This window comes from Phytohabitans houttuyneae, from assembly GCF_011764425.1.
Lineage (GTDB): Bacteria > Actinomycetota > Actinomycetes > Mycobacteriales > Micromonosporaceae > Phytohabitans > Phytohabitans houttuyneae.
The window spans coordinates 263619-288648 of record NZ_BLPF01000005.1 but is presented as its reverse complement, the minus strand read 5'-3'; the positions used below and the strand labels follow the sequence as shown (position 1 = coordinate 288648).

The following is a 25030-nucleotide window of genomic DNA, read 5'->3' as shown; positions in this document are numbered from 1 at the left end:
CCGCGTGGCGGCCCGGGAAACCAACCTCTTGCCGGACTAACTCTTGCTATATAGAGTTAGCGCATGACCGGGTCCCGAGGGCTGTGGGTCGGCACGCTGCTGGTGTTCGCCGCCGTCGACGTGGGATACGTGCTGCTGCTCGGCCTGTCCAGTCCGCGAGCGCCGGAGGAGGCGCTCCGGCCGTACCTCGTGGAAAGCGCCATCCTCGCCTCCCCGGCCGCGCTGGCCGGTGCGCTGGTCTGGGTCGCCTGGCGGTGGCGGCTCGCCGTCCGGTTCGCCGGCCTGGACCTGCCGGCGCGGCTGCTGGCCACCGCGGTCGCGACGCTGCCGGCCGACCGCCGCGACTGGGGCGTGGCGATGACCGCCGAGCTCGCCCACGTGCGGCGCCGCCGGGAGCGGTGGCGGTTCGCGCTCGGGTGCACCCGCGCCGCCGTGTTCCCGCCGCGCGGGCACCGCGCCCTGGTGGCCATCGTCGCGGCGCTGTCCGTCGCGGTCGCGGCCGGCAGCGGGCTGGCGACCGCTCGCACGCTGCCTGAGCTGCGGGTGTTCGCGGTGACGTTCGCCGGGCTTGTCGGTGTCCTGGCCACGGTGGCCGTCTCGCGGGCGAGCCGGCCGCGCCGCCCCGCGCCGGGCCTGCCCATCGCGGCCGCCGGACTGGCCGGCGTGGTCGCGGCCGTGGCCCTGACCGCCTACTACCTGCGCACCGAGGCGACCGTCGTGCTGGACCGCCACGCCGCGGTCACCCTCGCGGTCGCCCTCGCCGCCGGCCTGTGGCTGTCACTCGCCCCGCCACGCGCGCTGACCACCAGCCGCCGCGCCCGCCGCGCGGGCCTGGCCGTCGGCGTGGCGACCGCCGCCGGCCTCGCGCTCAACGCGCATCTCAACGACATCGCCGCGGGCCAGATCATCGGCCTGTACCTGCTCACCGTCCCGGTGACCGCCCTCTTCCTGACCGCGTTCTTCGTGACGCTGGCCGACCGCTCGTTCTGGGCCGGGCTGCAGGCCGCGGTCTGGGCGTTGGTGGCGACGTGCTTACTGGGCTTCGGCGTGTACCTGGTCGAGACGTTCCGCTACTGGCGGGCCGGCGTGCACCCCATCGACGGCGACGGCATCTACGGCGCGGCCGGCGTGCAGCTGCACGAGGCCATCGGGTGGATGCTCACCGCGGTGCCGGCGCTGGCACTCCCGTTCGCCGTCTTCGGGGCCGCGCTCGGCACGCTGTCGACAGGCCCGCGCGAGGCAGTTGTCCGGTTCGTCCCCGCCTCGGAGAGTAGTTAGTTTCGTCTTAAGCCTTTCTGTGGGATCGAACTTCGTCGTGGAGCGGGCCGTACCGCCCACGACACCCCACACATGGAGGCACCGTGCGACACGGAAACGTCGACCTTGGTCTGCTGCGCACCGGGGCTCACAGCCCGTCGGTCTTCGCGCTCAGCCGCAGCATGGGAGATGGCACACCGATCGTCGACTTCTGCATCCCGTGCAACCCGTACTTCCCCACGCCGGACATGTTCGCCGCGCTGGCGCAGAACCTTGAGTCGATCCTCAAGTACTACCCGAGCGACTCCGCCGAGATCACGAACAAGCTGTGCAGCGTGCTCGGCCTGCACCAGAAGACGGTCGCGATGGCCAACGGCTCCACCGAGCTGATCACCTGGCTCGACCACCTCATGGTCAAGGAGAGCATCGCGATCCCGATCCCGACGTTCGGCCGCTGGACCGACCAGCCGCTGGAGACCGGCAAGCGGGTCGACATGTTTCCCCTGCAGGAGGCCGACGGGTACGCGCTGGACCTGGAGGAGTACGTCGCGTTCATCCGCAGCCGCGGCTCCCGCGTGGCGGTGATCTGCAACCCCAACAACCCCGACGGCGGCTTCCTGCCCCGCCGCGAGGTGCTGCGCTTCGTCGACGCGCTCACCGACCTCGACCTCGTGGTGGTGGACGAGTCGTTCATCGACTTCGTCGAGGCCGAGCGGCAGCCGTCGATCGCGCCGGACGCGGCCATCCGCCCGAACGTGGTGGTGCTCAAGAGCCTCGGCAAGAACTTCGGCCTGCACGGCATCCGCTTCGGCTACCTGGTGGCCAACCCGCAGATCGCCGGCAAGATCGCAAAGATCCTCCCGAAGTGGAACCTGAACTCCCTCGCCGAGACGGTCGTCCACATGATCCAGGACTACGAGACCGAGTACCGGGAGAGCCTGCGCCTGCTCGCCCGCGACAGGTACGCGATGGCCGACGAGCTGGCCCGCGTGCCCGGCCTGACCGTCTTCCCCTCGCAGGGCAACTTCCTGCTGGTCAAGCTCCCGCCCGGGTGGAGCGGCGTGGACCTGCGCGACTACCTGCTGTCCCGGCACGGCCTGTTCGTCCGCGAGTGCGGCAACAAGCTCGGCATGACCAGCCAGTTTCTGCGCTTCGTGGTGCGCCCGCAGCAGGACGTGCGGCTGCTTGTCGAGGGCATGCTCTCGTACGGCCGCTACCTGCACGGCGAGTCCAGCCCGTCGCTGTCCGCGACCGACGACCGGTACGGCACGTCGTCCGCGCTCGAGCCCGACAACCTGATCCCCTACCCCGGCCGCCGCGGCCTAGCCACCGCCACCGCCAACTAGTTCGAAGCAGATCCGGGCTACCGCGATGTCCGCCGTGGTCCGGACCGTTGCTCCCGCGGCCTCACCCTCCGCGGTCGCCAAGCTCACGCCGCGGAGATCCCACCCGCCCCGACCCCGAAAGGTCACGCCGGGATCGCGGGCGCGCGCGTCACCCGAGGTGCCTCACCGGGTGCGCGCCTCGAACGCTGCCTTGAACGCGGCCGCGTCCTCGATCGACTCGAACGGCCAGCTGACGAGGCCGACCACCGCGTCGCCGCCGGTCGCCGCGGCCACGCGGGCGGCGGTGGTCAGTGGCGTGCCGCCGCAGATCTCGACCACCTCCACACCGGACCGGACCAGCGCGGCGACCACCGCGGGCATCGTCGCCTCCGGTGCGCCGACGACCGTGGTGCGGCTGCCGTCCCGGTGCTCGCGCACGACGTGCACGCCATCCGCGGCGGCCTCGTCGTCGGTGTAGACGGTGGCCCAGCTGCGCGCGTCGGGCCTTGTCGCGCCCAGCGCGGAGCTGGCCACGCCCACCGGCGCCCGGCCGCCGACCGCCTCGATGACCAGGGCGGCCTCGGGCAGGCCGAATCCGCGGTACAGCTCGATCAGCCGCACGCCCCGGTCGGCCAGCTCGGCGGCCAGCCGCGCCGCCGCCGGTGCGTCGGGTGCCCACGCGAGGAGCGTCCGCGCGCCGCCGTGCTCGTGGACGATCCGGTCGGCGGCCGGGTCGGCCGCGGGGTGCAGGAAGAGGAACGCCTCGTCGAAGCTCTCGGTCATCGTGATCCCCCGTTCTCCTGGATAGCTTGGCGCAAAGATACTTTGGTATAAAGCTTTATGCCAAGGTACTGTGGTCGGCGTGACACGGCCTCCCGACGACTCGGTCGACCGCATCGTGCGCGCGTGGGCGGCGCGAGACCCCCAGCTCGACGCCAGCCCGCTCGAGGTGGTGGGCCGCCTGCTGCTGTGCGCGCAGCACTGCGAGCGGGAGATCCTGGCCGCGCTGGCCGAGTTCGAGCTGAGCTTCGCCGACTTCGACGTGATCAACACGCTCCGCCGGCGCGCCGACCCGGATGGCACCAATCCCACCGACCTGGCGCGGTCCTCTTTGATCACGTCGGGCGCGATGACCGCGCGGCTCAACCGGCTGGAGAGCGCGGGCCTGATCGAGCGCACCCCCGACGCCGCCGACCGCCGCGCGGTGCGCGTGCGCCTCACCCCCGGCGGCGAGCGCCTGGCCGAGCGGGCGCTGGTCGCCGTGCTCGCCGCCGACGAGCGCTTTCTCGACCCGCTCGGCCGGCGCCAGCGCGAGGCGCTCGCCGGCACGCTCAAGGACCTGCTGCTGCCGCACGAGGACGCGCAGCCGCGCTGACCGTTCCAGAAATGCACCGGCGGACGGTTGAATCTTCGTTTCGAGCGCGTAACGTCCACCGCAGTCGATGCCGGCAGTCAATGTCGATTGTGGGGGGCCTGCATGCCAGTCCGTCGCGTCCTCGCGGTCTTCGCCGCCGTTCTCGCCGCGCTCGGGCTGGCCACGCCCGCCGTCGCGGCCGACCGTCACGGTCGTGGGCTGGCGGCGCTGCACTCGCTGCGTTCACCGGTCACGGACGAGTCGTTCTACTTCGTCATGGCCGACCGCTTCGCCAACGGCGACACCGGCAACGACCAGGGTGGACTTGGCGCCGACCCGCTGGTGTCCGGCTTCGACCCGACGAAGAAGGGCTTCTACAACGGCGGTGACCTCAAGGGGCTGCTGTCCCGGATCGACTACATCCGCGGCCTCGGCACCACCTCGATCTGGCTGACGCCGAGCTTCAAAAACAAGGCCGTGCAGCTCGAAGACGGTCCGTCCGCCGGCTACCACGGGTACTGGATCACCGACTTCACCCAGATCGACCCGCACCTGGGCAGCAACCAGGACCTGCGCGCGCTGATCGACGCCGCGCACGCGCGGGGCATGAAGGTCTACTTCGACATCATCACCAACCACACCGCGGACGTGATCGGGTACGAGGGTGGCGCCCGCCGCGCGTACGTCGCCAAGGACGCGGTCCCCTACCGCACCGCCGCCGGCGTGCCGTTCGACGACCGCGACCACGCGGGCAAGGCGTCGTTTCCGGCGCTGAGCCCCACCACCTCGTTCCCGTACACGCCGGTGCTCGACCCCGCCGAGCAAAACCTCAAGGTGCCGGCGTGGCTCAACGACGTGACGCTGTACCACAACCGAGGCGACACCACGTTCGTCGGTGAAAACAGCTACTACGGCGACTTCTTCGGCCTCGACGACCTCTTCACCGAGCACCCGCGCGTGGTCGACGGCATGATCGACATCTACAAGGCGTGGATCCGCGACTTCGGCGTGGACGGCTTCCGCATCGACACGATGAAGCACGTCAACGACGAGTTCTGGCAGGAGTTCGGCCCGGAGGTGCTCGACTACGCGCGGCGGCAGGGCAAGCGCGAGTTCTTCATGTTCGGCGAGGTCTTCGACACGACGAAGAGCTTCACGTCGCACTTCACCACCGCCGACAGGATGCAGGCGGTGCTGGACTTCCCGTTCCAGGACGCGGCCCGCGGCTTCGCCTCGCGCGGCCAGTCCGCCGGACAGCTCACCACGTTCTTCGCCGGCGACGACTGGTACACGGACGCGGACTCCAACGTGTACGAGCTGCCCACGTTCCTCGGAAACCACGACATGGGCCGTATCGGCCACTTCGTAACCACCGACAACCCCGGCGCGGGCGACGCCGAGTGGCTGGCCCGCGACCGCCTCGCGCACGAGCTGATGTACTTCAGCCGCGGCAACCCGGTCGTCTACTACGGCGACGAGCAGGGCTTCACCGGCGCGGGCGGCGACCAGAACGCGCGGCAGACGATGTTTGCCAGCCAGGTGCCGGACTACCTCGACGACGACCTGCTCGGCACCGGCGCCACCCACGCGCAGGACAACTTCCTGCCCGGCCACCCGCTGTACCGTGGCATCTCCTCTCTCGCCGCGCTGACCCGCGCGCACCCGGCGCTGCGCGACGGCGCCCAGGTGCACCGCTACGCCGCCGGCGGGCCCGGCATCTACGCCTTCTCCCGGCTGGACCGGCGCGAGCAGCGCGAGTACCTGGTGGCGCTCAACAACAGCGAGCAGGCGCAGACCGCCACCGTTCCCACGTACGCGGGCAAGCGCACCTTCCACCGCCTCTACGGCACCTCCGCCGAGCGCCTGCGGTCCACATCGGACGGCATGGTGACGCTGACCGTGCCGCCACTGTCCACTGTGGTTTACGCGCTGGACGGCCGCATCCCCGCTTCGAAGGCGGCACCGAGGGTCACGCTCACCGGCGCCGCGCCCGCGGAAGGCGCCCGCGGCCGCATGCACGTCACCGCGAGCGTGGCCGGCTCGTCGTTCTACGAGGTCGCCTTCTACGCGCAGGCCGGCGGCGGGGCGTGGCGGCCGGTGGGCGTCGACGACAACGCGCCGTACCAGGTCTTCGACGACGTGAGCGACCTGCGCGCGGGCACACCGGTGCGGTACAAGGCCGTCGTCCTGGACAACCGCGGCCACACCGCCACCAGCGCCACCCGCGCCGCGACCGTACCGGCTCCGCTGGTCTCCATCGAGACACCCACCGAGGGCAGCCGCGTCCGCGGGACGGTCGAGGTCCGCGCGGTCGTCGATCCGGAACGGGCCACGCACACCGTCACCTTCGAACGCCGCGTCGCTGCCGGCCCGTGGACCCCGATCGGCAGCGACGCCACCTCGCCGGTCTACACGGTCTTAGACCAGCTGCCGGCCGACCTCGCGTCGGACACGCCGATCGAGTACCGGGCGACCGTGCGCGAGCCGGACGGCACCACCGCCACGAGCCCGGTCCGCCGCGTGCGCGCGGCCGGTCCACAAGCGACGATGGCGACGCTGCACTACTTCCGCCCGGCCGGCGACTACGGCGACCAGGACACCGGCTGGGGCCTGCACATGTGGGGCGACGCGGTCGACCCGGCGGTGCTCGCCCAGGTCGCGTGGGACAACCCGTGGCCGTGGACCAGGATCGAGGGCGGCTGGGCCGAATACGACATCCCGCTCGCCCAGGACACCCAGCCGGTCAACTTCATCATGCACCTGCCGTCCGGCGACGCGGTGCCGGACACGAGGGAGCCCGGCGGCGACCGCGCCTTCCTGCCGATCAACAGCCCGGAGGTCTGGATCGTCCAGGGCGACCCGACCGTCTACACCAGCCCGCCGCCCGTCTGACCGAAGGGTTACTCGACTTCGAGGAGATCCCTGAGGTCCCCGCGGCTGATCTCCTTGACGTCCTTCTGGACGCCGCCGTCGATCAGGTACTTCATGTGGGTCGGGTTTTTGACGTGGAAGACGCCGCCCGAGGTGACGATGAAGACGCGGGGGTCACCTGCGGTGCGGACGAAGTACGGGTTGAACATGTCGTCTCCGAACGGGATGATGCGGGCGGTCGCGGGCTTTCCGAACTGCGCGCCGATCGCGCGCTTGAGGCTCGTCGTCAGTGCGGCGGCCTGAGCGGGCGTCCTGACGAACTCGAAGTGCATGGGGTCCTTCGTGCCGTTGTACCAGCCACCCCAGAAGAATCCGTACGCCCACATGAGCTGGACCATCCACGGCGGGATGTTGGTCTTCAGCCTGTCCTGCATGGGGTTGTCGTGCCAGTTGAGGTCCACGGCCAGGCCCCAGCTGTGGTTGCTCGGCCGCGGCGGGTCGGAGTCGACGATCGGCCGGCAGTTGAAGGAGCCGCTCGACTTGTGCTTGAGCCGGTAGCCGCGGCGCTCGCACTCGTCGAGCAACAGCCGCACGAGCTCGCCGATCTCCCGCCGGACCTCCAGGCGGAGGCCGCTCTTGAGCTTGATCGTGGTCATCCGGCTGCGCTGGCAGTTGGGCCATCCCGATCCCCAGCCACGGCTGCGGGCGCCGTTGATGTGGACGCCCTTGGGGCGCGTGGGAAACTTAGCCATCCTCGGCCTCCTCGGCCGCCCTGATCAGTCGTTCGATGCCGGCGTCAGCGGCCGGGCTGTCGAGGTCCTCGTCCGGGACCTCCAGCTCGGGCGCGCGCAGGTCATCGTCCTCCGTGAAGATCGTTTCTTCCTCGTCCCAGGCGTGCGGGCGCGGTGTCTCGTCCGACTCGTCCATGTGCCACTTCCGATCCGCGACCACTTTGGCGAAACCGGTCCCAGCGCATCACGTCCGGGTTTGGCGGGGCAATCGGGTTCACGACACCCCGTCACCCAACTGGTGGAAGCCCTAGGTCCAGGGTTGAGCGCACCCACCGCGGACCGCGAGGCTGCGGGAGCAACGGTCCGGACCACGACGGACGTCGCGGTAGCCCGCGTCTTCTGCTTTTTTCAGGCGGCGTGGTCGCCGCACGTGGCGGTGCTGCACCAGCGGCGGCGTCCACTGTGGTCGATGAATAGCCAGCCGCAGCGGGGGCTCGGGCAGGCACACACGGTGAGCCGGCGCGGATCGGCGAGCAGGTCGCCGGCGCTGTGCGCGGCCGCGTGCAGGGGTGCGCGCAAGCCGGCCGCAGGGGTCAGGCGCCACCGGCCGCGGCCGTCCGGTGCGCGGCGGAAGACGGCGGCCGCGGCCGACGCCTCCACGTAGGGTGCGACCGCGGCGAACGCCTTCGCGTCGGCCGGATCGGTCAGGCAGGCGTAGAGCCGCGCCCGCAGGTCGCGGGCCTCGTCGAGCACGGCCGCCGCGCCGAGCGGGTCGCGCTGGGCGGCATCGAGCAGGTACGTGACGGTGGCGTCGTCGAGCAGGTCCTGGTGGCCGGCCCAGACGGCGAGTGTCGGATACCCGCGCAGCCACTCCGCGCCGGGCTGCCGCTCGCCGCCCCACCCGGCGTAGGTGTTGCACAGCTCCAGCGCCGGGTGCCCGCCCACGCTCCACGGCAGCCAGAGGTCGCGGACCCGCACCGCGTACACCGGCGCGGCCGGCCGCTCCAGGCGCGGGTCGCCGGCCAGGATCCGCTGGTGCACCGTCTCCAGCTCGACGCCCGGCTCCACGCCTGACTCGGTGGCGAGGGCCTTGCGGGCGCGGTCGTACAGGGCGAGCGCCTCGGTCTGGCGGGCGGCGCGGTACAGGGCGGTCATCAGGTGCGCGACCAGCCCTTCCCGCGTCGGGTGCTCGCGGGCCAGGCCGATCAGGTCGAGCGCCACCCGGTCGTGGTGGCCCATGTCGAGCAGCACCCGCGCGTACGCCTCCGCCGTGCCCAGCCGCAGATCCAGCAGCGACTCGCCGAGCCGCCGGCGCAGCGGCTCGCCCGCGATGTCGGCCAGGAGCGGGCCGCGCCACAGGGCGAGCGCCGCGCCGGCGAGGCGTACCCGCTCGGCCAGGTCGCTCGTGCCCGCCGCCCGCCGGGCCAGGTCGGCGAAGCGGGCCGCGTCGACGTCGGCACCCTCGACCGCGTACCCGCTGCCCCGGGTCACGATCGCCACACCGTGCGGGGCGAGGGCGGCACGGAGGCGGCCGACGTACGTGTGGACGGTGCCGCGCGCGGACGCCGGCGGCTCACCGTCCCAGACGAGGTCGGTCAACCGGTCGATCGCGACGCTGTGGCCGGCGTCGAGGAGCAGGATCGCGAGCAGCAGCCGCTCCTGGCGCCGCCGGCCCACCACGACCTGCCTGCTCACCGGCCCGGCCTCGAACGTCCCCAGCAGCCTGAACTCCATACGTTAGGGACGCTTTGATCACGCCAGTTCGGTGCAGGGGTTTGTGCTCGTCGTGACAGTGTGGCTGTCGCGAGTCACGCCAGTTCGGTGCAGAGGTTTCGCTCGGAGCCGTGGTGGACGGTGACCGTCTTGTATCCGTCGGGTCCGAAGGCGACCGTGTACACGCCGTCGAAGACCCAGATCCCGCGCGGCCGGTTGCCGCCACCCTCGCGGAAGCCGAACAGTGCCGGCCCGATCAGGTACCAGGTGGAGTTGGTGGTGAGGGTGCCGCCCGGCTGGTACTCGACGAGCGCGCTGCCGCTCAAATCGGCGTCCAGCGTCTCGCCGGTGCCGGTGTTGGTGACGGCGAGGACGAGGTCGCCGACGTACGCCTCGCGCTTGGTCGAGCCGTCCGGGTAGCGGGCCAGGACTCGCGTCTTCACCTCGTCGACGACGGGCTCGGCGTGCACGGGGAAGTCGCAGCGGGCGCCGGCCGGCACGTCCCATGGGGTTGAGGGCGCGGGCACCCAGGCGGTGACGGTTAGGAGGATCGCGGTGAGAAGGGTATGCATGGCTCCCGAGCGTGGCCGGCTCCGCTCACCAGCGGCTCACCACGGTTGTTTGGGGGTTGGGCTGGGCCTGCTCGGCCGCGCGTCACCGGGGCCCTCGGGGTCAGGCCGCGCGCCCGGGTTTCGGGCCGCACGCCCCGCTCGCGCCGCGCACCGGTCTCGCCACCCGCCCCGGGTCAAGACGCACGCCGCGCCCCGGTCTCGCGCACGCCCGGGGTCAGGCCGCGTGTTCCGGGGTCAGGCGACGCGTTCCCGGTCAGACCGCGCGCCCGCTCGCGCCGCGCGCCTGGGTCTCGCGCACGCCCCGGGGTCTCACGCACGTCCCCTGGCTTCGGGCCACGTGCCCGGGGTCAGGCCACGCGGCCCGTCCGCCTGGCGTGGCTCCACCGGCTCCGCCGCCCTGCGGGCCGGGCACCTCGTGCCGGTCAGGCCGCGCCCGCTCGCGCCGCGCGCCTAGGGCTCGCGCACGCCCTCGGGTCAAGCCGCACCACACTGGGGGTCAGGCCGCATGCCCGGTCAGGCTGCACGCCTGGTCAGGCCGCGCCCGCTCACGTCGCATGCCCGGTCAGGCTGCACGCCTGGTCAGGCCGCGCCCGCTCACGTCGCATGCCCGGTCTGGCCGCGCCCAGTCAGGTCACTGCAACCGGCGTGGGCAGTGGAAACAGGGTGCGGAAGCGCTCGGCCACGGCCCAGTCGCCGGTGAGCTCGAGCCGGCCGCTGCGATGTGCCTTGCCCAGGCTGAGTCCCTCGTGCAGCAGGCCGGTGAGGGTCTCGGTGTCGGTCAGGAAGGTGACGTCCGGCTGGCCCTCGCCGCCACGGACGATGTCGAACGTGCCGGCGGTGATCCGGACCGTAAACTCCTCGACCCCCAGGCGCAGGGCGACCGTGGCGGTGAAGCCGGCGGCGGCGTCCGGGTCGAACAGCGCCCTCAGCGACAGGATCAGCGAGCTGGCACTGATCGGGGCGTGCACCGGCAGCGCGGGTGACCGGCTGGCCCACCGGGCGAGGTCGGTGACCACCGGCCCCAGCTCGGCGCCCCAGTCGGTCAGCTCGTAAACCCAGGCGGGCGCGGGTGGGCCCAGCCTGCGGCGCACGACCAGCCCTGCCGCCTGCAGGTCGCGCAGCCGCTGGGTGAGCACGTCGGCGCTCACTCCGGGCAGGTCGGACTGCAGATCGGTGAACCGCTTGGGGCCGAGCAGAAGCTCGCGGACGACGAGCAGGGCCCATCGCTCCCCGACCAGGTCCAGGCCGTGCGACAGGGCGCATCCGTCGTTGTAGCCGCGCTTGCCAACCACCAGGTCAGCCTATCACTCACTTCGTCTCCCCAACTTTTTACTTGGAAATACCAAGTAGTTGATTGTACAGTCCGACCTAGAAGGAGCCACGGAGCAGCCACGGAGGAGAGCAGCCATGCCACAGGTACTGATCGAGGCGCCAACCGGCATCGGGCCGGACGCCAAGGAGTCGATGATGCGAGAGGTGAGCGCGGCGGTGGACGAAGCGTTCCGGATTCCCGACGTGCGGGTCTGGCTCCGGGAGTACCCGGCGGAGAACGTCGCGCAGGACGGGCGGGTGGGCGCCGAGCCGGTCCGGCCGCTGTGCTTCCTGGAGGTCCCCGAGCTGAACAAGCTGGAGGTAAAGCGCACGATGGCACGGCGCATCCACGAGGCCATCGCGAAGGCTTACGGCGAGCTCGCCAACACCGACGAGACGCTGATCCTGATGAACCACTACCCGCTGGAGAACGCGGGCTGGGCGGGACGGCTGCAGTCGGACGACGCCGATGCGGTCGCGGCGGTGCGCGGGCTCAACAGCTAGAGCGCGGATCGCGGGCCCAGACGCCGCCACGCGACCTCTCGACGCAATTGACTGGCGCCGCCGGCTTCACCCGCCAGGGCGAGTCGAAGGCCACCGGTTGCGCAACGGCCGAAGGCCGCGAACCCGCCCCGGGATGAGCAAAAGGTCGTCGGGCGAAACGTCAGGGCTGGGCCCGCCCCACACGGGCGGGCCCAGCCAGCGTCACGACACCCCGGCCGCGCGGCCCTCGTGCAGGGTGATGTTCCGGCCGTCGGACGGGTCGAAGAGGTGGGTCTTCTCGAGGTTGAACCAGACCTTGTACGGCCCGCCCTCGCGCACCCGCGACTCCGCGGACAGCCGGGTCACCAGGTTGGCGCCACCGGTCGGCAGGTCGGCGGCGCCCGCGTCGGCGGCGAGCTCCTCCAGCTCGGCCGAGCTGGCACGCTCGCCCTCGACGGTCAGGTACACGTACTTGTCCGAGCCCATCGACTCGACGAGCTCGACCGGCGCCTCGAACTCCACGCCCTTGCCACGCAGCCCCTCGTCCACCAGCGCGGCGTCCTCGAAGTGCTCGGGCCGGATGCCGAGGAGCATGTCCTGCGGTGCCTCGCCGCTTTCCAGCATGCCGCGCAGGCGGTCGCCGATCGGCAGGTCGCCGAGCGCGGTCTTCAGCACGCCGTCCGTTGCCTTGGCGCCGAGGAAGTTCATCGCGGGTGAGCCGATGAAGCCGGCGACGAAGAGGTTGTTCGGGTGGTCGTACAGCGTCTGCGGGTCACCGACCTGCTGCACGACGCCGGCCCGCAGCACCACCACGCGGTCGCCGAGGGTCATCGCCTCGGTCTGGTCGTGTGTGACGTACACGGTGGTGGTGTTCAGCCGCTTCTGCAGGCGGGACACGACCGTGCGCATCTGCACGCGCAGCTTGGCGTCCAGGTTGGACAGTGGCTCGTCCATGAGAAACGCCTTAGGGCTACGCACGATCGCGCGACCCATCGCCACGCGCTGCCGCTGGCCGCCGGAAAGGTTGGCCGGCTTGCGGTCGAGCAGCTCGGTGAGCTCCAGCACCTTGGCCGCCTCGGCTACCTTCTCGTCGATCTTGGCCTTGTCCATCTTGGCCAGTCGCAGCGGAAAAGCCATGTTCTCGCGGACGGTCATGTTCGGGTAGAGCGCGTACGACTGGAACACCATCGCGATGTCGCGGTCGCGCGGCGCCTTCTCGTTCATCCGCTCGCCGCCGATGCGCAGCTCGCCGTGGGAGATGTCCTCCAGGCCGGCGATCATGTTGAGCAGCGTGGACTTGCCGCAGCCCGACGGCCCGACCAGGATGACGAACTCGCCGTCGGCGATCTCCAGGTCCACCTCGCGGACGGCGACGGTGCCGTCCGGGTACTGCTTACCGACCTTGTCCAGCACGATATCGGCCATGAGTCACCCCTTAACAGCGCCGGACGTGAGGCCCGAGACGATTCGACGTTGGAAGAAGAGCACGAACAGGATGATCGGGATGGTGATGACGACGGCGGCAGCGGAGATCGACCCGGTCGGGTCCTCAAACTGCGAGTCGCCGGTGAAGAACGACAGCGCCACCGGCACCGTTCGCGACCGCTCGGTGGAGGTGAGCGAGATGGCGAAGAGGAAGTCGTTCCAGCAGAAGATGAACGCGAGAATCGCGGTGGTGAACACGCCCGGCGCGGCCAGCGGCGCGATCACCTTGCGGAACGCCTGACCCTGCGTGGCACCGTCCATCTTGGCCGCCTTCTCCAGGTCCCACGGGATCTGCTTGAAGAACGCCGACAGCGTGTAGATGGTCAGCGGCAGGGCGAACGTGATGTACGGCAGGATCAGCCCCGGCCACGTGTCGAACAGGCCAAGCCGCCGCTCGATGTCGAAGAGCGGGGAGACCAGCGACACCTGCGGAAACATCGCGATCAGCAGCGACACCCCGACGAGCAGCCCCTTGCCGGGGAAGTCGAGCCGGGCGATCGCGTACGCGGCCATCGTGCCCAGGGTCACCGCGATGATCGTGGAGATCAGCGCGATGCCGATGGAGTTGATGAGCGCGCGTACAAACTGGTCGGTCTGGAAAATGGTCTTGTAGTTTTCGAGCGTCCACTCGCGTGGGATGAAGTTGCCGTCGGTGAGGGTGTTGGTGGTCTTGAACGACAGCGACATGATCCACAGCACCGGGATCAGCGCGAAGACCACGACGATGACGTCGAGCAGTCCCCAGCGCCACTTGAGACCGCGAGACTCCATCAGCGCTTCCCCTCCTCGTTGCTACCGGGTGCGGCCGTGCCGAAGAGCTTCACGAAGATGAACGCGATGATCGCCACGGTAAGGAAGATCAGCACCGACATCGTCGAGCCGATGCCGAGGTTGAGCCCCTTGATGAGGTTGTTGTAGGCGAGCATCGACACCGACGAGGTCTCGTTGGCGCCCGCGGTCAGCACGTAGATGTTGTCGAACACCCGGAAGGCGTCCAGCGAACGGAACAGCAGCGCGACGAGGATGGCCGGCTTCATCACCGGCAGCATCACCTTGGTGAAGCGCTGCCACGCGGTCGCGCCGTCCATCGACGCCGCCTTCAGCAGGTCCTCGGGCACCAGCGCGAGCCCGGCCATCAGCAGCAGCGCCATGAACGGCGTCGTCTTCCAGATCTCGGCCAGCATGATGATGGCCAGCGAGCTGGCCCGCTCGGTCAGTGGCGCGCTGTCGCTGAAGAGGTTGGCCAGATAGCCCGTGCCGGGCGTCCAGGCGTACCGCCAGGAGAACGCGGCGACGACGGTGACGATGCCGTACGGGATCAGCGCGGACGTGCGCACGATGCCCCGCCCCACGAGCGTGCGGTGCATGATGAGGGCCAGCCCCATGCCGAGGATCAGCTCGATCACGACCGTGACGACGGTGATCAGCATGGTCACGCCGAACGCGGTCCACCAGTACTGGTTGCCCAGCACCGTCGCGTAGTTGGACAGCCCGACGAACTCCCGCTCGTCCGGAAACTTCAGGTCGTACCGCTGCAGCGAGAGCCACACCGAGTAGAGGATCGGGTAGCCGGCCACGGCGAGCATCACCAGTGCGGCCGGTGCGCAGAGCAGCCAGCCAAGCCGCCGCTCGGCCCGCTTGCCCTCGGAGAGGCGCGCCTTCTCCGCCTTGGTGAGCGGCTTGTCCTCGGCCCGGTGCTTGGCGGCCGCCGTCGTGGGAGCGCTCATGGCCGACCTCGCTTCACTGCCGGCGGCCACGAGGCTCCGCGGCCGCACCCGACGACTCGCGCGCTACGCACTCGCTCGCTACGCACGCTCATGGCAGGACTCCCTTCGACTCCAGAGCGTCCTGTATGGACCCGCGCAGCTCCTTGGCGGTCTGCTCGGGCTTGATCGAGGCGGGCGGCGAGAGCGTCGCCGACATCACCGTCGAGATGTTCTGGTACGCCGGCGAGAGCGGCCGGTTCGCCGCGTCCCGCAGCTCTTCCAGGATCGTGTCCTTCATCGGGTACGCCTCGGCCATCTCCGGGTCGGCGTAGATGCTCTCGATCGTCGGCGGCACGCCGTCGTTGATCGCCGAGAACTTCTGGTGCTCCTCGTTGCGCAGGCACAGCGCCGCGTCGAACGCCTCCTCCGGGTGCTTGGAGTACTTCGACACCGCGAGGTTGTACCCACCGATGGTGACCTTGCTCGGCGTGCCCGCGTCGACGCCCGGGTAGCGCGCCCACTTCACCTTCGCCGCGAGGTCCGGCGCGCCCTCCTGCATGGCCGGGTAGACGAACGGCCAGTTGAGCTGGTACGCCGCGTTGCCGCTCTGGAACTGCAGCCGCGCGTCGTCCTCAATGGAGTTGGTGAACGACGGGCTGGTGACGCCGGCCGACGCGAACTTCTGCAGGATCTCCAGGCCGCGCACCGCGCCCTGGTCGAAGACCGCCTCGGTGCCCTCGTCGTTGAGGATGTGGCCGCCCGCGCTCGCGACGATCGTGTTGTAGAGGACGACGAGGCCCTCGTACTGCGCGCCCATCGTGATGACCTCGAACGGCTTGCCCTGGCCCTTGAGGTCGAGCGACTGCTGGATCATCTCGTCCCACGTGCGCGGCGGCTGCTGCACCAGATCGGTGCGGTACCACAGCAGCTGCACGTTGGTGTTCTTCGGCGCGGCGTAGAGCTTGTCCTCGTACTCGGCGCTGGCCAGCGGCCCGGCGAGCGTGCCCCGCTCGGCCTGCGCCTTGTTGTCGCCGGTCCACTCCAGGATCCAGTCCGCGCTCGCGAACTCCTGCGTCCACGTGATGTCCAGCCCCAGCACGTCCATGCCGTCGTCCTCGGCGGCCAGCCGGCGCACCATCTGCACCCGCTGGTCGTCCGCGCCGCGCGGCAGCACCTGGTAGTCGATGCGGTACCGGCCCGCCGCCTCGGCGTTGCAGTCGTCGACCACCTTCTGGAGGTTCTGCTCGGGCGCGTAGTACAGGTTGATGGTCGGTGTGCCGCCGTCGTCACCGCCGCACGCGGCAAGCGGCGTGAGCAGTGCCATAGCGGCCGCGGCCGCACCCGCTCTCCGTACCCTCGACTCCGCCCGTCTCATCTTCCGCACCGGCCTCGCCTCCCTCCGGTCGGGCGCCGGAGGGCGCGGCGCCCGCTCGGGATGACCCCTGCGCGGCGCGAGCGCGTCGGCGTCGACGCGTGATCGTGGTGCGCCCCTTCTCCCCCGTCTGCCCGGACATCAAACCTGGACGAGTTCACTATAGGATCAACTACGTGATATCGGTGCAAATTGGGCCATGCCCACGGTCGTCGATAAATAAATGTGAACGAACGGACCCTGGCCACGCGGCGAATTGCATCGGTACGGTCAGGTCGCGGATCGCCGTCGACGCCGATTCCCCGCATTCGCGTCCCAATTAGACGGTCCGGAGGGCAGGATCGTGGGTGAAACCCTCGCGCGCGCGTCGACGATCGCATTCGACGTGCACGGACTTCCGCCATTGAAAAACGAGGCACTGTCGATCTTCTCCGCCGGCCATCGCCAGGCCGGCCGCGTGCGCACACTGCTGGAGGCCGCCTGCGCGGCCGCGCAGCGCACAGGCTGGACCGCGCTGGCCCATCCGGTCGCGCTCGACGTGGTGCTGCGCCGCCCGCCGGACCACCACAGCGGCGACGTGACCAACTTCCTGAGCGGGATCGGCGCCGTCCTGCAGGACAAGCGCCGCTCGGCGGCCGTGAGCGTGGCCCACCTGGGCGTGCTTGTCGACGTGGCGCTCTACGTGGACGACCGGCAGATCCGCCAGCTCTCATACCGCGAGGAGCACGCGGACGAGCCGTCCTACACCGTCCGCGTCTCGACCCTCTGACAAGCCCGACCACATCCAGAGCTACTGGTCGGCGGCGCGGGCTGAACACCCGCGCCGGTCGCCCCCGCAGGGCAACTGACGTTCGCGATCCGCCACCGCGAAGCCCATCGTGATCCACGGGCGGCTCGCGGTGCGAGCCGCCACTGCCCACCAGCGGAGCGGGCCGGCCGCGACCAGCCCTGCCCCCGCGACCGTGACCGGCGGCGGAGGGTGAGGCCGCGGGAAAGCACCCCAAGAAAACGCTCCGCTGCGCTCCACGTTTCCCGGGGGCCCCGCGCAACGGTCCAGACCACGGCGGACATCGCGGTAGCTCAGATTCCGAGTGCGCGCCCCACCCTCGCGGCCAGCGCGTCCTCGGACATCGCCGGGTCCACCTCGATCGCGCAAAGGGAGAGCCGGGCCGTCTCGTCGCGGAGCCGTTCGGTGAAGAGGTGGTCGCGCTCGAGGAGGTTGGCCAGCGCGCGGTCGGGGTCGCTCGTGCGGCCGGCGATGTGCCACAGCGACCCGCGGCTGTGCAGGGCGGCGCGGCGGAACGCGGGCGTCGGCAGCAGCCAGACGGCCCGGCGCGCCTCGGTGAGCAGCGGCGCGACGAGGTGCGGCAGGAGCCGGAAGCCCTCGACCACCACGTCCGGGCCGGCGGGCAGGCGGCGCAGGTCGTCGACGATCAGGTCGAAGCACTCGCCGCGGTACCAGTGAAACGTCTCCAGCATCGTCTCCGGCGAGCGGCGCAGCCACCGCTCGTCCATGTCCATCGCGATGAACGCCCGCAGTGCCTCCCCCTCGCACCGCCGCGCGTGGTCGGCCATGACGTCGTCGGTCGGGTACAGCCGGAGGCCGTGCGCCGCCGCGAGCCGGCGGGCGATCGTGGACTTGCCGGCCCCGCTGCCGCCGCCGACCCAGTAGACGCCGGGGAGGGCGTCAGCCACGCAGGCCGTTGCGGAGCAGGTCCACGGCGCGGGCGGCGCTGGCCCGGCGGCGCTCGATGTCGTCGACGCGCTCGATCACCGAGGCGACCATGCGCATGATGTCGAGCAGGTCCTCCTTGACCAGGTCGGAGCGGACAGCGCCGTCCTCCTGCGCGCGCCGCATCGGCTCGGCGAAGGCGAGCACGATGCGCTCGGCCAGCGCCTGCAGCTCAGGCGCCTCCGTGCCCTTGTCGAGCGCCTGGTGCAGGCCGTGGCTGCGCACCTGGTGGTCGACAAGCGAGCGCAGCAGCGCGTCGAACGCGTCCGCGCGGCCGGCGTAGACCACCGCCAGCTCCTCGATGTCGCGCACGTTGTCTTCGAAAATGGCGACCGCCAGGGCATAGCGGTCCGGGAAGTGTCGGTAGAGCGTGCCCCGCCCGACGCCCGCGCGCCGGGCCACCGCATCCAAGGGCGCACCGAAGCCGGCGATCGCGAAGACCTCGCGCGCCGCCTCGATGATCAAAGCCCGGTTGCGCCGGGCATCCCGCCGGAGGGTGTGGCTCTCCGCGATCTGGACCGAGGTCACGGCCAGAAGTCTACGAGAACGCTGGCCGCGCATCCCCAAGACAGCGTTACTCCGGCACCTCCGTGCCCGTAGTTATGGATCACTCGGGCACCGCCGGGCAGCGGATCGGGGGCGGCGCCCACCCGCGGGCCACCGCGCCGCGCCGGCCGCAGCCCCGCCCGCTCGCCCAGCACCTCGGCGCCGGCCAGCTCCGGCACGAGCTCGGTGCAGCGGGCCACGATCCCCGCCGCGACCTGCGGATCCGGCCCTGTGTCCCACTCGCCGGGCTCGAACGTGCCACCCAGCACCACATCCCCCGAACGAGGATGCACATACACCATCCCGGCCGGATGGTGCTCCTCCCGGACGGACACCTCGAGGCCCGGGTTGGCGACCAGCACGACGCGCCCGCGTGCCGGGAAGACCGCCGCGTCGCCGCACAGCTCGCCGGCCGCGAGGCCGGTCGCGTTGACCACCACGGGCGCGAGCCGCGCGGCCTCCGCGAGCCCCCGGAGGCGCCGGCGCTCCAGCACCACACCGCCGCCGGCCAGCCGCGCCACGAGCCACTCCAGGTAAAGGCCCATCTCCACCGTGGGCACGGTGAAACGCCACTCACGGCCGTGGTCTTCAAAATTTGGTACGACCCGTGCCCACCACGGGTCGTCGGACGCCTGGACGACCATGCGGGTGCGGCGCATCACCACCCCGGGCACGCCGGCGGCCGCTTGGCGGGCCAGCTCGTCATAGGTCTGCCCGGCCCAGGCCAGCACCCGGGGGTCGGGGTCGGTGCGCGTGGGGTACCAGACGGCGGCGGCAACGGCGGACACCGTCTCGGCGGGCGGGTCGGCGGCCACCAGGGCGACGCGGGCGCCGGCCTCCCGCAGGCGGATCGCGGACGTCAGTCCGATCACGCCGGCCCCGACCACCACGACGTCGAACATTTGGGTTGGATGCACCACTTCCCGGTGCGCGGGTACGGTTGTTTCCGCGCGTGATTCTACTGTCCTGGGGAGGAAGAAATCGCCGACGATGTGCCCTTGACGGGCTTGCCCATGACGTAGACGCCGCGCCCCTGGTGGCCCTCGAGCACCCCGGCGTCCTGCAGGCGACCGAGGGCCGCTTTGACCGGGGTATCGCTGCACTCGTAGGCCTGCATCAGCTCGGCGATCGAGGGCAGCTTGTCGCCCGCCTTGAGTTCACCGGACTCGATCCGCTCGCGGATGTCATTAATGATCTTGCGATAAACGGGCACGGCGGGCATGTGCTGGCACTCCCCTTGGTCGGCGTATGACATTTGATCATGCCCGCCCTGGGGTCTCAAGTATTCGTCGTACCCAATTGACTCTGGGTCCTTAGAACCCTAGGTTGACGTTCGGTGAGGCGACCCCGCCCCTTGGTCGGCAACCTGGTGGCCCGGGTCGCCTCACCCCTCAGGAGGTCCGATGCCGGGCGGCTACGCCTACGACAACGACGTGGAGGTGGCGCAACAGCAGCACGCGTGCCTTTCCGCGATGCTCGACGACTTCACCCGCACCCGTCTGTCCTCAGTAGACACACCGGCCGGCCCCTTCCGCTGCCTCGAGGTCGGCGCGGGAGCCGGCAGCATCGCGCGGTGGCTGGCCGGTCGCGGCGCAGCCGTGGTCGCCACCGACCTCAAGCCACGCCACCTCACCGCCGGCACCGGCGTCCACGTGCTGACCCACGACATCGTGGCCGAGCCGGTGCCCGACCCGCCCTACGACCTCGTCCACGCCCGCCTCCTGCTCATCCACCTGCCCCAGCGCGAGCGGGTGCTGGCCAAGCTCGCGGCCGCCCTCCGCCCGGGCGGGAGCCTGGTGGTCGAAGACTGGTACATCCGCCCCGAGCACATCGTCCTGGCCGCACCCACGCCGGCCGACTCGGCGCTGTTCGAGCGATATCAGCGCATGTTGCTGGACATCCTCGCCAACGACCCCACCTGGGCCGCCCGCATCCACGGCGAGATGCTCGCCGCCGGCCTGACCGAGGTCAACACCGCGATCCACGCCCCGGTCTGGCCCGCCGGCAGCGCGGGCGCGCTGCTGACGACGGTCAACCTGACACTCTTCCGCGACCGCCTGCTCGCCGCCGGCCTCACCGCGGCCGACCTGGACCACCTGTGGTGGCTGGTCACGGATACCCGCTCGGGCCTGGTGATCCGCGGCCACTTCCTCTACTCCACGATCGGCCGCGCCCCGCTCCCCGAGCCGTAGCCCCATCCGCTGGACGGGGTGACCGCGCGCTCCACGGTCGGTGGCTGCACGGGACGGTTCTCGTACTGGGTGGACAGCACCACGTGTGAGTGCATCTCGCGGTGCTCGCCCAGGCGTTCCAGCAGGCCCTCCAGATGCGCCATGGTGGCCACGCGGACCTTCAGCATCGAGCAGAAGCCCCCGCTCAGCTTGTGGATCTCGACCACCTCGGGGAAGTCGTCGGCCGTCGTCGTCTTCAGCAGGCAGCGGCCGTGCTCGCACCGCAGCTGGACGAAGGCGGTCAGCGGAAGCCCGGCGCGCGCCGGGTCGATGCGCGCCTGGTAGCCGGCGATCACACCGGACTCCTCGAGCCGGCGTACGCGCTCGGCGACCGCGGGCGACGACATGTTGACCAGGCGGCCGAGCTGGTTGTACGAGAGGCGGCCGTCGCGCTGCAGCTCGGCGATGATGCGCCAGTCGGTCTGGTCCAGCTCCTTCATCCGCAAAGTGTTGCGCGCAATCGCCTTGCGTTCAACAGCCGTGGGCGCACGATGGATGCTCGCCGCCCATGTAACCGCGCGGCGCACCTTCCTACCGTGAGATCCATGAGTGTCACCTCCCTGCCCACCGCGCCGCCGGCGGCGTCCCAGCGGCGGGCCATCGCCGTCCTTTTCGCCGCGGCCGGCCTGATGAACGCCGCGATCGCCGCCGCCAGCCCGGTCAGCACCCTCATCGCCGCGGAGCGGTGGGGCGCCGCGCTCGCGGCCGCGCCCAACACGGCGGCCATCATCGGCACCGGTGCCGGCGCGGTCGCGCTCAGCCGCGCGCGCGAGCGGTGGGGGTGGCGGGCCGGCCTCGTGGCGGGGTACGCGGCCGCCGCGGCCGGTGGCGCCCTCACGATGGCCGCGGCGATCGGTGGTCACGCCGTGGTGCTGTGCGCCGGCATGCTCCTCATCGGGCTCGGAAACGCCGGTGCGCTGCTGTCCCGCTACGCCGCGGCCGAGCACCAGCCGGCCGGGCGGCGCGGCTTCGCGATCGGCGTGGTGGTGTGGGCGGGCGCGCTCGGCGCGGTGGGCGGGCCGCTGCTGCTCGCGCCGGCCGGCGAGGTGGGTGCGCGGCTGGGGTGGGTGGCGTTCGCGGGACCGTTCCTGCTGGCCGCCGTCGCCGGCATGCTCGCCGCCGTGGCCACCCTCGCGCTGCCCCGGCGGCACGGGCACGCCGGCCTTCCCCGCGAGGGCGGAAAGGCGGCGGCCACGCCCGCGCGGCAGCGCGACGGCGGGAACGTTGCGGCCACGCCCGCGCGGCTGCGCGACGACCGTGGTGCTCAGGTGCGCGGCGGGCGTGTGCGGACGCTGGTGCGGACGCCGGCGGCGCGGTGGGCGTTCGCGGTGATGGCGGCGGCGCAGGTGGTGATGGGCGCGGTCATGACGGCGGCGCCGCTCGGCATCCACGAGCACCACGACGGGTTGGGCGTGGTCGGCGCGGCACTGTCGGCGCACGCGCTCGGCATGTTCGCCCTGTCGCCGCTCACCGGGTGGCTGATCGACCGGGTCGGCGCGCGGCCGGTCATGTTGGCCGGGCTGGTCACGATGCTTGTCGCGACCGTGCAGCTGGCCATCGCGCCGCACGACGAGGCACTGCGTGTCGCGGCGCTCTTCCAGCTCGGGTACGGCTGGAACCTCTGCTTCGTCGGCGGCAGCGGCAGCCTCGCGACCGGCCTGCCCGAGGCGGACCGGGCCGGCGTCGAGGGCGCCGTTGACGGTGCGGTGTGGGGGCTGGCGGCGGTGGCCGCGCTGGCGTCGACCGCCGCGTACGCCACGGGCGGGTACCCGCTGATCGCGGCCGCCTCGACCACCCTGCTGGCGCTCGTCGCGGTGCGGCATCCGCGCGCGGCAACCTGAGCATTGTCGTAACTACGTACTTGCGTAATACTTGGGTGCATGACGTCGATGGAGGACCGGGTCGCCGCCCTCGAGGAGCAGGTGGCCGCGCTCACCGCCCGACTGGATGGGTCATCGCCGGAGGTCGGCGAGCGGGTAGCCGGTACCGAAGATGTCTTTTGGGCCTTGGAGGGGCTCAAACGGCGAGTGGCCGGCGGCGCCGGCGCCGTCCTCTACACCGGCGCCGTGGAGCCGGCGGAGGGCGAGCGTTACGAGTGGCAGTACGGCGTGGCGGCCGCCGACCTGCTGGCGATGGACTGGTCGGCGGCGGCGGCCTCCCTGTCCGCGCTGGCCCACCCGGTGCGGCTGCTGCTGCTCCGCGAGGTGCTGAGCGGGCGGCACGCGGCGGCCGAGCTGTCCGAAGTGGAGGGTCTTGGCACCACCGGGCAGCTCTACCATCACCTGCGCCAGCTCGTCAGCGCGGGATGGCTGCGGACGAACGGGCGAGGGCAGTACATCGTGCCCGCCGAGCGCGTGGTGCCGCTGCTGGTGACACTCACGGCGGCGACGCGATGAGGTGGGACCGCTGAGCCGTGGGCGGCCGGCGTGCTCGTGGCCGCGCTGATGAGCGAGTACGAGCCGGACGGTGTCACCTGGCACAACGGCGACACGGGCGGCTTCAGCGCCTACGCCGGCTTCGACCGGGCCGAGGGGCGGGGCGTGGTGGTGCTCGGCAACACCGACCGTTCGGTCGACAACCTCGGCCGCCGCCTGCTCGGCGCCGGCGAGAGGGACGGCGGCTTCGACTGGGCCTGACCGGGTACGCCGCGGTCCGCGCGGGGCGGCGCTGGCCCTCCGCACCCCTCAACGACCGCACCCGGTGGCGGTGGCGCGCTGGGCCACGACAGCGGTCAACGTGGCGGTCGCGGCCGCCTTCGTGGTGTGGGCCCTGGTCGTTAGAGACCTTCGCGGTCAGGGTGAGCTGCTGGTAAATGTGCAACCCAAATGGCGCACGTCCGCGAGTCCGCCCGTGGTTCGGCACCGTCGTCGCAGTCGGTGACCGCCGATCAGGTGCAGGCGGTGTGAGCTTCGAATCTTGGTGAGTTGGCGCGTTATTTCGACGCCAACTTGCCAAGATCTGCCGGAGCGGGCCCCTGGGTTGAGCTGGGCGACCGCGGAGGGTGAGGCGGCAGCGCCGGCGGACGGCCGTGAAGACCCGGCTCAGTCCACAATGGGCAGCGTGCGGCTACGGCCGGGGCGGGGGTACTGGCGTGCGGCGGTCGCGAGGCGGCTGGCGTGGTCCTGCTGCTTGCGCCAGTGGCCGTAGAGCGCGCCGCGCTGGGAGAGGCGGTCGACCGCGCTGATCGTCTCGGGGTCGACCTCGCCGGGTGGGGCGTCGCGCCACGGGGTGCCCGGCAGCGGCATGAACGTGTGCGCGTGGATGCGGGCGCCCAGGTCGGCGAGCTCGCGGGCGAGCGCCAGCGAGGAGGCCACGTCGTCGGGGGACTCGCCGGGCATGCCGAAGATCATGTCGACGTTGATGGTGAATCCCTCGGCGATGCCCAGCCGGGTGGCGCGCCTGACCTCCTCGACGCCGTGGCCGCGCTTGGCGGCGTCGAGGATCCGGTCCGAGCCGGACTGGGCGCCGACGATGATGTTGGTGTTGGCGCAGTACCGGCGGACCAGCCGCAGCGCCTCGCGGCTCACGTGCTCCGGCCGGATCTCGCTCGGAAACGAGCCGAAGAACACCCGCCCCTCCGGCCCGATCCCCTCCTTGCAGGTGGCCAGCAGCTCCTCGACCGCGGCGAGGTTGGGCTCCTCGCCGTCGGTGCCGTACGACAGCGCGGTCGGCGTGATGAACCGGACGTCGCGCATCCCCCTGGCCCGCATCTGGTCGACGTGCCACCGCACGTTGGCGACACCTCGGTGGCGGAAGCGGGCGGAGAACATGAAGGGGGTCTGGCAGAAGCGGCACGAGTACAGGCAGCCGCGGGTGATCTCCAGCGCGTTGAAGCGCTGCCACCGCAGCGAGAAGCCGCGGAACGTGTCGAGCGGGAGCCGCGCCGGCCGCCCCGTCTTCACGACCGCGCCGGTGGCGTCCCGGTAGACCAGGCCCGGCACGCCCGCCGGATCGCCGGCCGCGTCGACGAGCGCCAGCAGCGTGGTCTCCCCCTCGCCCACGGCGGCCACGTCCCACCCGGCGTCCAGCGTCTGCACCGGCTCGGCGGTGGCGTGCACGCCGCCGGCCACGTGCCTCACCCGCGGGGAGTCCACTCTGGACCGGATGGTGGCCAGCTCGGCGGCGAGCGCCTCGGCGTCGGGCGAGTAGAACGACCACAGCACCAGCACCCGCGGCGCCACGGACAGCGCGGCCTCGATCTCCTCGGCGGTGTCCTCGGGCGTCACCGCGAACCGCACGTCGTACCGCACCGGCGTCTCGTGCTCCTCCAGCGCGCCGAGCAGCACGTGCAGGCCGTACGTCACCGCCTTGCGGTAGCGCAGCACAATCACGAGATCCACG

At 71.4% G+C, this 25030-nt stretch carries 26 protein-coding genes; 10 read left to right on the top strand and 16 right to left on the bottom strand.

Features of this window, described 5'->3' with window-relative positions:
- The first annotated feature begins 63 nt into the window (after nt 1-63).
- Nucleotides 64-1278 (top strand): hypothetical protein, encoded by a 1215-nt coding sequence (locus tag Phou_RS50040; RefSeq protein WP_173071987.1) that lies wholly within the window; start codon nt 64-66, stop codon nt 1276-1278.
- A gap of 83 nt (nt 1279-1361) precedes the next feature.
- The gene (locus tag Phou_RS50035) at nt 1362-2603 is read left to right on the top strand and encodes a pyridoxal phosphate-dependent aminotransferase (protein ID WP_246274882.1); all 1242 of its coding nucleotides are present in this window, start codon (nt 1362-1364) and stop codon (nt 2601-2603) included.
- Between the two features lie 162 nt (nt 2604-2765).
- Here the strand turns inward: Phou_RS50035 and Phou_RS50030 are convergent, their stop codons facing one another.
- Entirely contained in the window at nt 2766-3365 is a 600-nt protein-coding gene (locus Phou_RS50030; RefSeq protein ID WP_173071985.1) for a DUF6506 family protein, read from the bottom strand.
- A 79-nt stretch (nt 3366-3444) separates the two neighbouring features.
- On the opposite strand from Phou_RS50030, the gene Phou_RS50025 reads away from it, so the two are divergent.
- Nucleotides 3445-3957, top strand: a complete 513-nt coding sequence (locus tag Phou_RS50025) for a MarR family winged helix-turn-helix transcriptional regulator (RefSeq protein ID WP_218579674.1) — start codon at nt 3445-3447, stop codon at nt 3955-3957.
- 102 nt (nt 3958-4059) lie between these two features.
- Entirely contained in the window at nt 4060-6828 is a 2769-nt protein-coding gene (locus Phou_RS50020) for an alpha-amylase family glycosyl hydrolase (RefSeq protein WP_173071983.1), read from the top strand.
- A gap of 8 nt (nt 6829-6836) precedes the next feature.
- On the opposite strand, the gene Phou_RS50015 is transcribed toward Phou_RS50020, so the two are convergent.
- From Phou_RS50015 to Phou_RS49995, 5 genes are all read right to left on the bottom strand, one after another.
- Nucleotides 6837-7559 carry a M15 family metallopeptidase gene (locus Phou_RS50015; RefSeq protein WP_173071981.1) on the bottom strand — a complete coding sequence of 241 codons (723 nt, stop codon included), beginning with the start codon at nt 7557-7559 and terminating at the stop codon, nt 6837-6839.
- Nucleotides 7552-7734, bottom strand: a complete 183-nt coding sequence (locus tag Phou_RS50010; RefSeq protein WP_173071979.1) for a hypothetical protein — start codon at nt 7732-7734, stop codon at nt 7552-7554. Before Phou_RS50010 ends, Phou_RS50015 begins: the two co-directional genes overlap by 8 nt.
- Nucleotides 7735-7946: 212 nt before the next feature.
- Complete coding sequence (locus Phou_RS50005) at nt 7947-9272, bottom strand: AfsR/SARP family transcriptional regulator (RefSeq protein WP_173071977.1); 1326 nt, start codon at nt 9270-9272, stop codon at nt 7947-7949.
- 74 nt (nt 9273-9346) lie between these two features.
- Nucleotides 9347-9823, bottom strand: coding sequence for a hypothetical protein (locus Phou_RS50000; protein WP_173071976.1), 477 nt, complete (start codon nt 9821-9823; stop codon nt 9347-9349).
- Nucleotides 9824-10449: 626 nt separating this feature from the next.
- On the bottom strand, nt 10450-11115 hold the full coding sequence (locus Phou_RS49995; RefSeq protein ID WP_173071974.1) for a winged helix-turn-helix transcriptional regulator: 666 nt from the start codon (nt 11113-11115) through the stop codon (nt 10450-10452).
- A gap of 115 nt (nt 11116-11230) precedes the next feature.
- On the opposite strand from Phou_RS49995, the gene Phou_RS49990 reads away from it, so the two are divergent.
- Nucleotides 11231-11638 (top strand): N-acetylmuramic acid 6-phosphate etherase, encoded by a 408-nt coding sequence (locus Phou_RS49990; RefSeq protein ID WP_173071972.1) that lies wholly within the window; start codon nt 11231-11233, stop codon nt 11636-11638.
- A gap of 201 nt (nt 11639-11839) precedes the next feature.
- Here Phou_RS49990 and Phou_RS49985 read toward each other — a convergent pair whose 3' ends face one another.
- From Phou_RS49985 to Phou_RS49970, 4 genes are all read right to left on the bottom strand, one after another.
- Nucleotides 11840-13042, bottom strand: a complete 1203-nt coding sequence (locus Phou_RS49985; protein ID WP_173071969.1) for an ABC transporter ATP-binding protein — start codon at nt 13040-13042, stop codon at nt 11840-11842.
- A gap of 3 nt (nt 13043-13045) precedes the next feature.
- Nucleotides 13046-13873, bottom strand: coding sequence for a carbohydrate ABC transporter permease (locus Phou_RS49980; RefSeq protein ID WP_173071967.1), 828 nt, complete (start codon nt 13871-13873; stop codon nt 13046-13048).
- Nucleotides 13873-14829 carry a carbohydrate ABC transporter permease gene (locus Phou_RS49975; protein WP_173071965.1) on the bottom strand — a complete coding sequence of 319 codons (957 nt, stop codon included), beginning with the start codon at nt 14827-14829 and terminating at the stop codon, nt 13873-13875. Before Phou_RS49975 ends, Phou_RS49980 begins: the two co-directional genes overlap by 1 nt.
- A gap of 88 nt (nt 14830-14917) precedes the next feature.
- Nucleotides 14918-16132, bottom strand: coding sequence for an ABC transporter substrate-binding protein (locus Phou_RS49970; protein ID WP_246274881.1), 1215 nt, complete (start codon nt 16130-16132; stop codon nt 14918-14920).
- A gap of 388 nt (nt 16133-16520) precedes the next feature.
- Here Phou_RS49970 and Phou_RS49965 point away from each other — a divergent pair, with 388 nt between their 5' ends.
- Nucleotides 16521-16949 (top strand): RusA family crossover junction endodeoxyribonuclease, encoded by a 429-nt coding sequence (locus Phou_RS49965; RefSeq protein ID WP_371872294.1) that lies wholly within the window; start codon nt 16521-16523, stop codon nt 16947-16949.
- Between the two features lie 311 nt (nt 16950-17260).
- Here the strand turns inward: Phou_RS49965 and Phou_RS49960 are convergent, their stop codons facing one another.
- Genes Phou_RS49960 through Phou_RS49945 form a run of 4 tightly spaced genes read right to left on the bottom strand, consistent with a single transcriptional unit; the run spans nt 17261 to nt 19680 of the window.
- Entirely contained in the window at nt 17261-17875 is a 615-nt protein-coding gene (locus Phou_RS49960) for a hypothetical protein (protein WP_173071959.1), read from the bottom strand.
- Nucleotides 17868-18440 carry a TetR/AcrR family transcriptional regulator gene (locus Phou_RS51985; protein ID WP_218579673.1) on the bottom strand — a complete coding sequence of 191 codons (573 nt, stop codon included), beginning with the start codon at nt 18438-18440 and terminating at the stop codon, nt 17868-17870. Before Phou_RS51985 ends, Phou_RS49960 begins: the two co-directional genes overlap by 8 nt.
- The gene (locus Phou_RS49950) at nt 18437-19360 is read right to left on the bottom strand and encodes an FAD-dependent oxidoreductase (protein WP_173071957.1); all 924 of its coding nucleotides are present in this window, start codon (nt 19358-19360) and stop codon (nt 18437-18439) included. Before Phou_RS49950 ends, Phou_RS51985 begins: the two co-directional genes overlap by 4 nt.
- Nucleotides 19361-19416: 56 nt before the next feature.
- Nucleotides 19417-19680, bottom strand: a complete 264-nt coding sequence (locus Phou_RS49945) for a winged helix-turn-helix domain-containing protein (RefSeq protein ID WP_173071955.1) — start codon at nt 19678-19680, stop codon at nt 19417-19419.
- Nucleotides 19681-19861: 181 nt separating this feature from the next.
- Here Phou_RS49945 and Phou_RS49940 point away from each other — a divergent pair, with 181 nt between their 5' ends.
- Entirely contained in the window at nt 19862-20650 is a 789-nt protein-coding gene (locus Phou_RS49940) for a class I SAM-dependent methyltransferase (protein ID WP_173071953.1), read from the top strand.
- On the opposite strand, the gene Phou_RS49935 is transcribed toward Phou_RS49940, so the two are convergent.
- Nucleotides 20611-21129, bottom strand: coding sequence for an Lrp/AsnC family transcriptional regulator (locus tag Phou_RS49935; protein ID WP_173071951.1), 519 nt, complete (start codon nt 21127-21129; stop codon nt 20611-20613). The genes Phou_RS49940 and Phou_RS49935 overlap by 40 nt on opposite strands.
- A 105-nt stretch (nt 21130-21234) precedes the next feature.
- Here Phou_RS49935 and Phou_RS49930 point away from each other — a divergent pair, with 105 nt between their 5' ends.
- Genes Phou_RS49930 through Phou_RS49920 form a run of 3 tightly spaced genes read left to right on the top strand, consistent with a single transcriptional unit; the run spans nt 21235 to nt 23325 of the window.
- Nucleotides 21235-22530: an MFS transporter gene (locus tag Phou_RS49930; protein WP_173071949.1), complete on the top strand. Its 1296-nt coding sequence runs from the start codon at nt 21235-21237 to the stop codon at nt 22528-22530.
- A 39-nt stretch (nt 22531-22569) separates the two neighbouring features.
- The gene (locus Phou_RS49925) at nt 22570-23085 is read left to right on the top strand and encodes a helix-turn-helix domain-containing protein (RefSeq protein WP_246274880.1); all 516 of its coding nucleotides are present in this window, start codon (nt 22570-22572) and stop codon (nt 23083-23085) included.
- A 30-nt stretch (nt 23086-23115) separates the two neighbouring features.
- On the top strand, nt 23116-23325 hold the full coding sequence (locus Phou_RS49920) for a hypothetical protein (protein ID WP_173071947.1): 210 nt from the start codon (nt 23116-23118) through the stop codon (nt 23323-23325).
- A 405-nt stretch (nt 23326-23730) separates the two neighbouring features.
- On the opposite strand, the gene Phou_RS49915 is transcribed toward Phou_RS49920, so the two are convergent.
- Nucleotides 23731-25029: a TIGR04013 family B12-binding domain/radical SAM domain-containing protein gene (locus Phou_RS49915; RefSeq protein ID WP_246274879.1), complete on the bottom strand. Its 1299-nt coding sequence runs from the start codon at nt 25027-25029 to the stop codon at nt 23731-23733.
- Between the last annotated feature and the right edge of the window lies 1 nt (nt 25030).

What these genes read in the sequence shown, in the direction of transcription:
- Phou_RS50040 (WP_173071987.1), top strand. Translation starts at nt 64, where the DNA reads ATGACCGGGTCCCGAGGGCTGTGGGTCGGCACGCTGCTGGTGTTCGCC.
- Phou_RS50030 (WP_173071985.1), bottom strand. Translation starts at nt 3,365, where the DNA reads ATGACCGAGAGCTTCGACGAGGCGTTCCTCTTCCTGCACCCCGCGGCC.
- Phou_RS50020 (WP_173071983.1), top strand. Translation starts at nt 4,060, where the DNA reads ATGCCAGTCCGTCGCGTCCTCGCGGTCTTCGCCGCCGTTCTCGCCGCG.
- Phou_RS50015 (WP_173071981.1), bottom strand. Translation starts at nt 7,559, where the DNA reads ATGGCTAAGTTTCCCACGCGCCCCAAGGGCGTCCACATCAACGGCGCC.
- Phou_RS50010 (WP_173071979.1), bottom strand. Translation starts at nt 7,734, where the DNA reads ATGGACGAGTCGGACGAGACACCGCGCCCGCACGCCTGGGACGAGGAA.
- Phou_RS50005 (WP_173071977.1), bottom strand. Translation starts at nt 9,272, where the DNA reads ATGGAGTTCAGGCTGCTGGGGACGTTCGAGGCCGGGCCGGTGAGCAGG.
- Phou_RS50000 (WP_173071976.1), bottom strand. Translation starts at nt 9,823, where the DNA reads ATGCATACCCTTCTCACCGCGATCCTCCTAACCGTCACCGCCTGGGTG.
- Phou_RS49990 (WP_173071972.1), top strand. Translation starts at nt 11,231, where the DNA reads ATGCCACAGGTACTGATCGAGGCGCCAACCGGCATCGGGCCGGACGCC.
- Phou_RS49985 (WP_173071969.1), bottom strand. Translation starts at nt 13,042, where the DNA reads ATGGCCGATATCGTGCTGGACAAGGTCGGTAAGCAGTACCCGGACGGC.
- Phou_RS49980 (WP_173071967.1), bottom strand. Translation starts at nt 13,873, where the DNA reads ATGGAGTCTCGCGGTCTCAAGTGGCGCTGGGGACTGCTCGACGTCATC.
- Phou_RS49975 (WP_173071965.1), bottom strand. Translation starts at nt 14,829, where the DNA reads ATGAGCGCTCCCACGACGGCGGCCGCCAAGCACCGGGCCGAGGACAAG.
- Phou_RS49970 (WP_246274881.1), bottom strand. Translation starts at nt 16,132, where the DNA reads ATGGCACTGCTCACGCCGCTTGCCGCGTGCGGCGGTGACGACGGCGGC.
- Phou_RS49950 (WP_173071957.1), bottom strand. Translation starts at nt 19,360, where the DNA reads ATGTTCGACGTCGTGGTGGTCGGGGCCGGCGTGATCGGACTGACGTCC.
- Phou_RS49945 (WP_173071955.1), bottom strand. Translation starts at nt 19,680, where the DNA reads ATGCCCGCCGTGCCCGTTTATCGCAAGATCATTAATGACATCCGCGAG.
- Phou_RS49940 (WP_173071953.1), top strand. Translation starts at nt 19,862, where the DNA reads ATGCCGGGCGGCTACGCCTACGACAACGACGTGGAGGTGGCGCAACAG.
- Phou_RS49935 (WP_173071951.1), bottom strand. Translation starts at nt 21,129, where the DNA reads ATGAAGGAGCTGGACCAGACCGACTGGCGCATCATCGCCGAGCTGCAG.
- Phou_RS49930 (WP_173071949.1), top strand. Translation starts at nt 21,235, where the DNA reads ATGAGTGTCACCTCCCTGCCCACCGCGCCGCCGGCGGCGTCCCAGCGG.
- Phou_RS49925 (WP_246274880.1), top strand. Translation starts at nt 22,570, where the DNA reads ATGACGTCGATGGAGGACCGGGTCGCCGCCCTCGAGGAGCAGGTGGCC.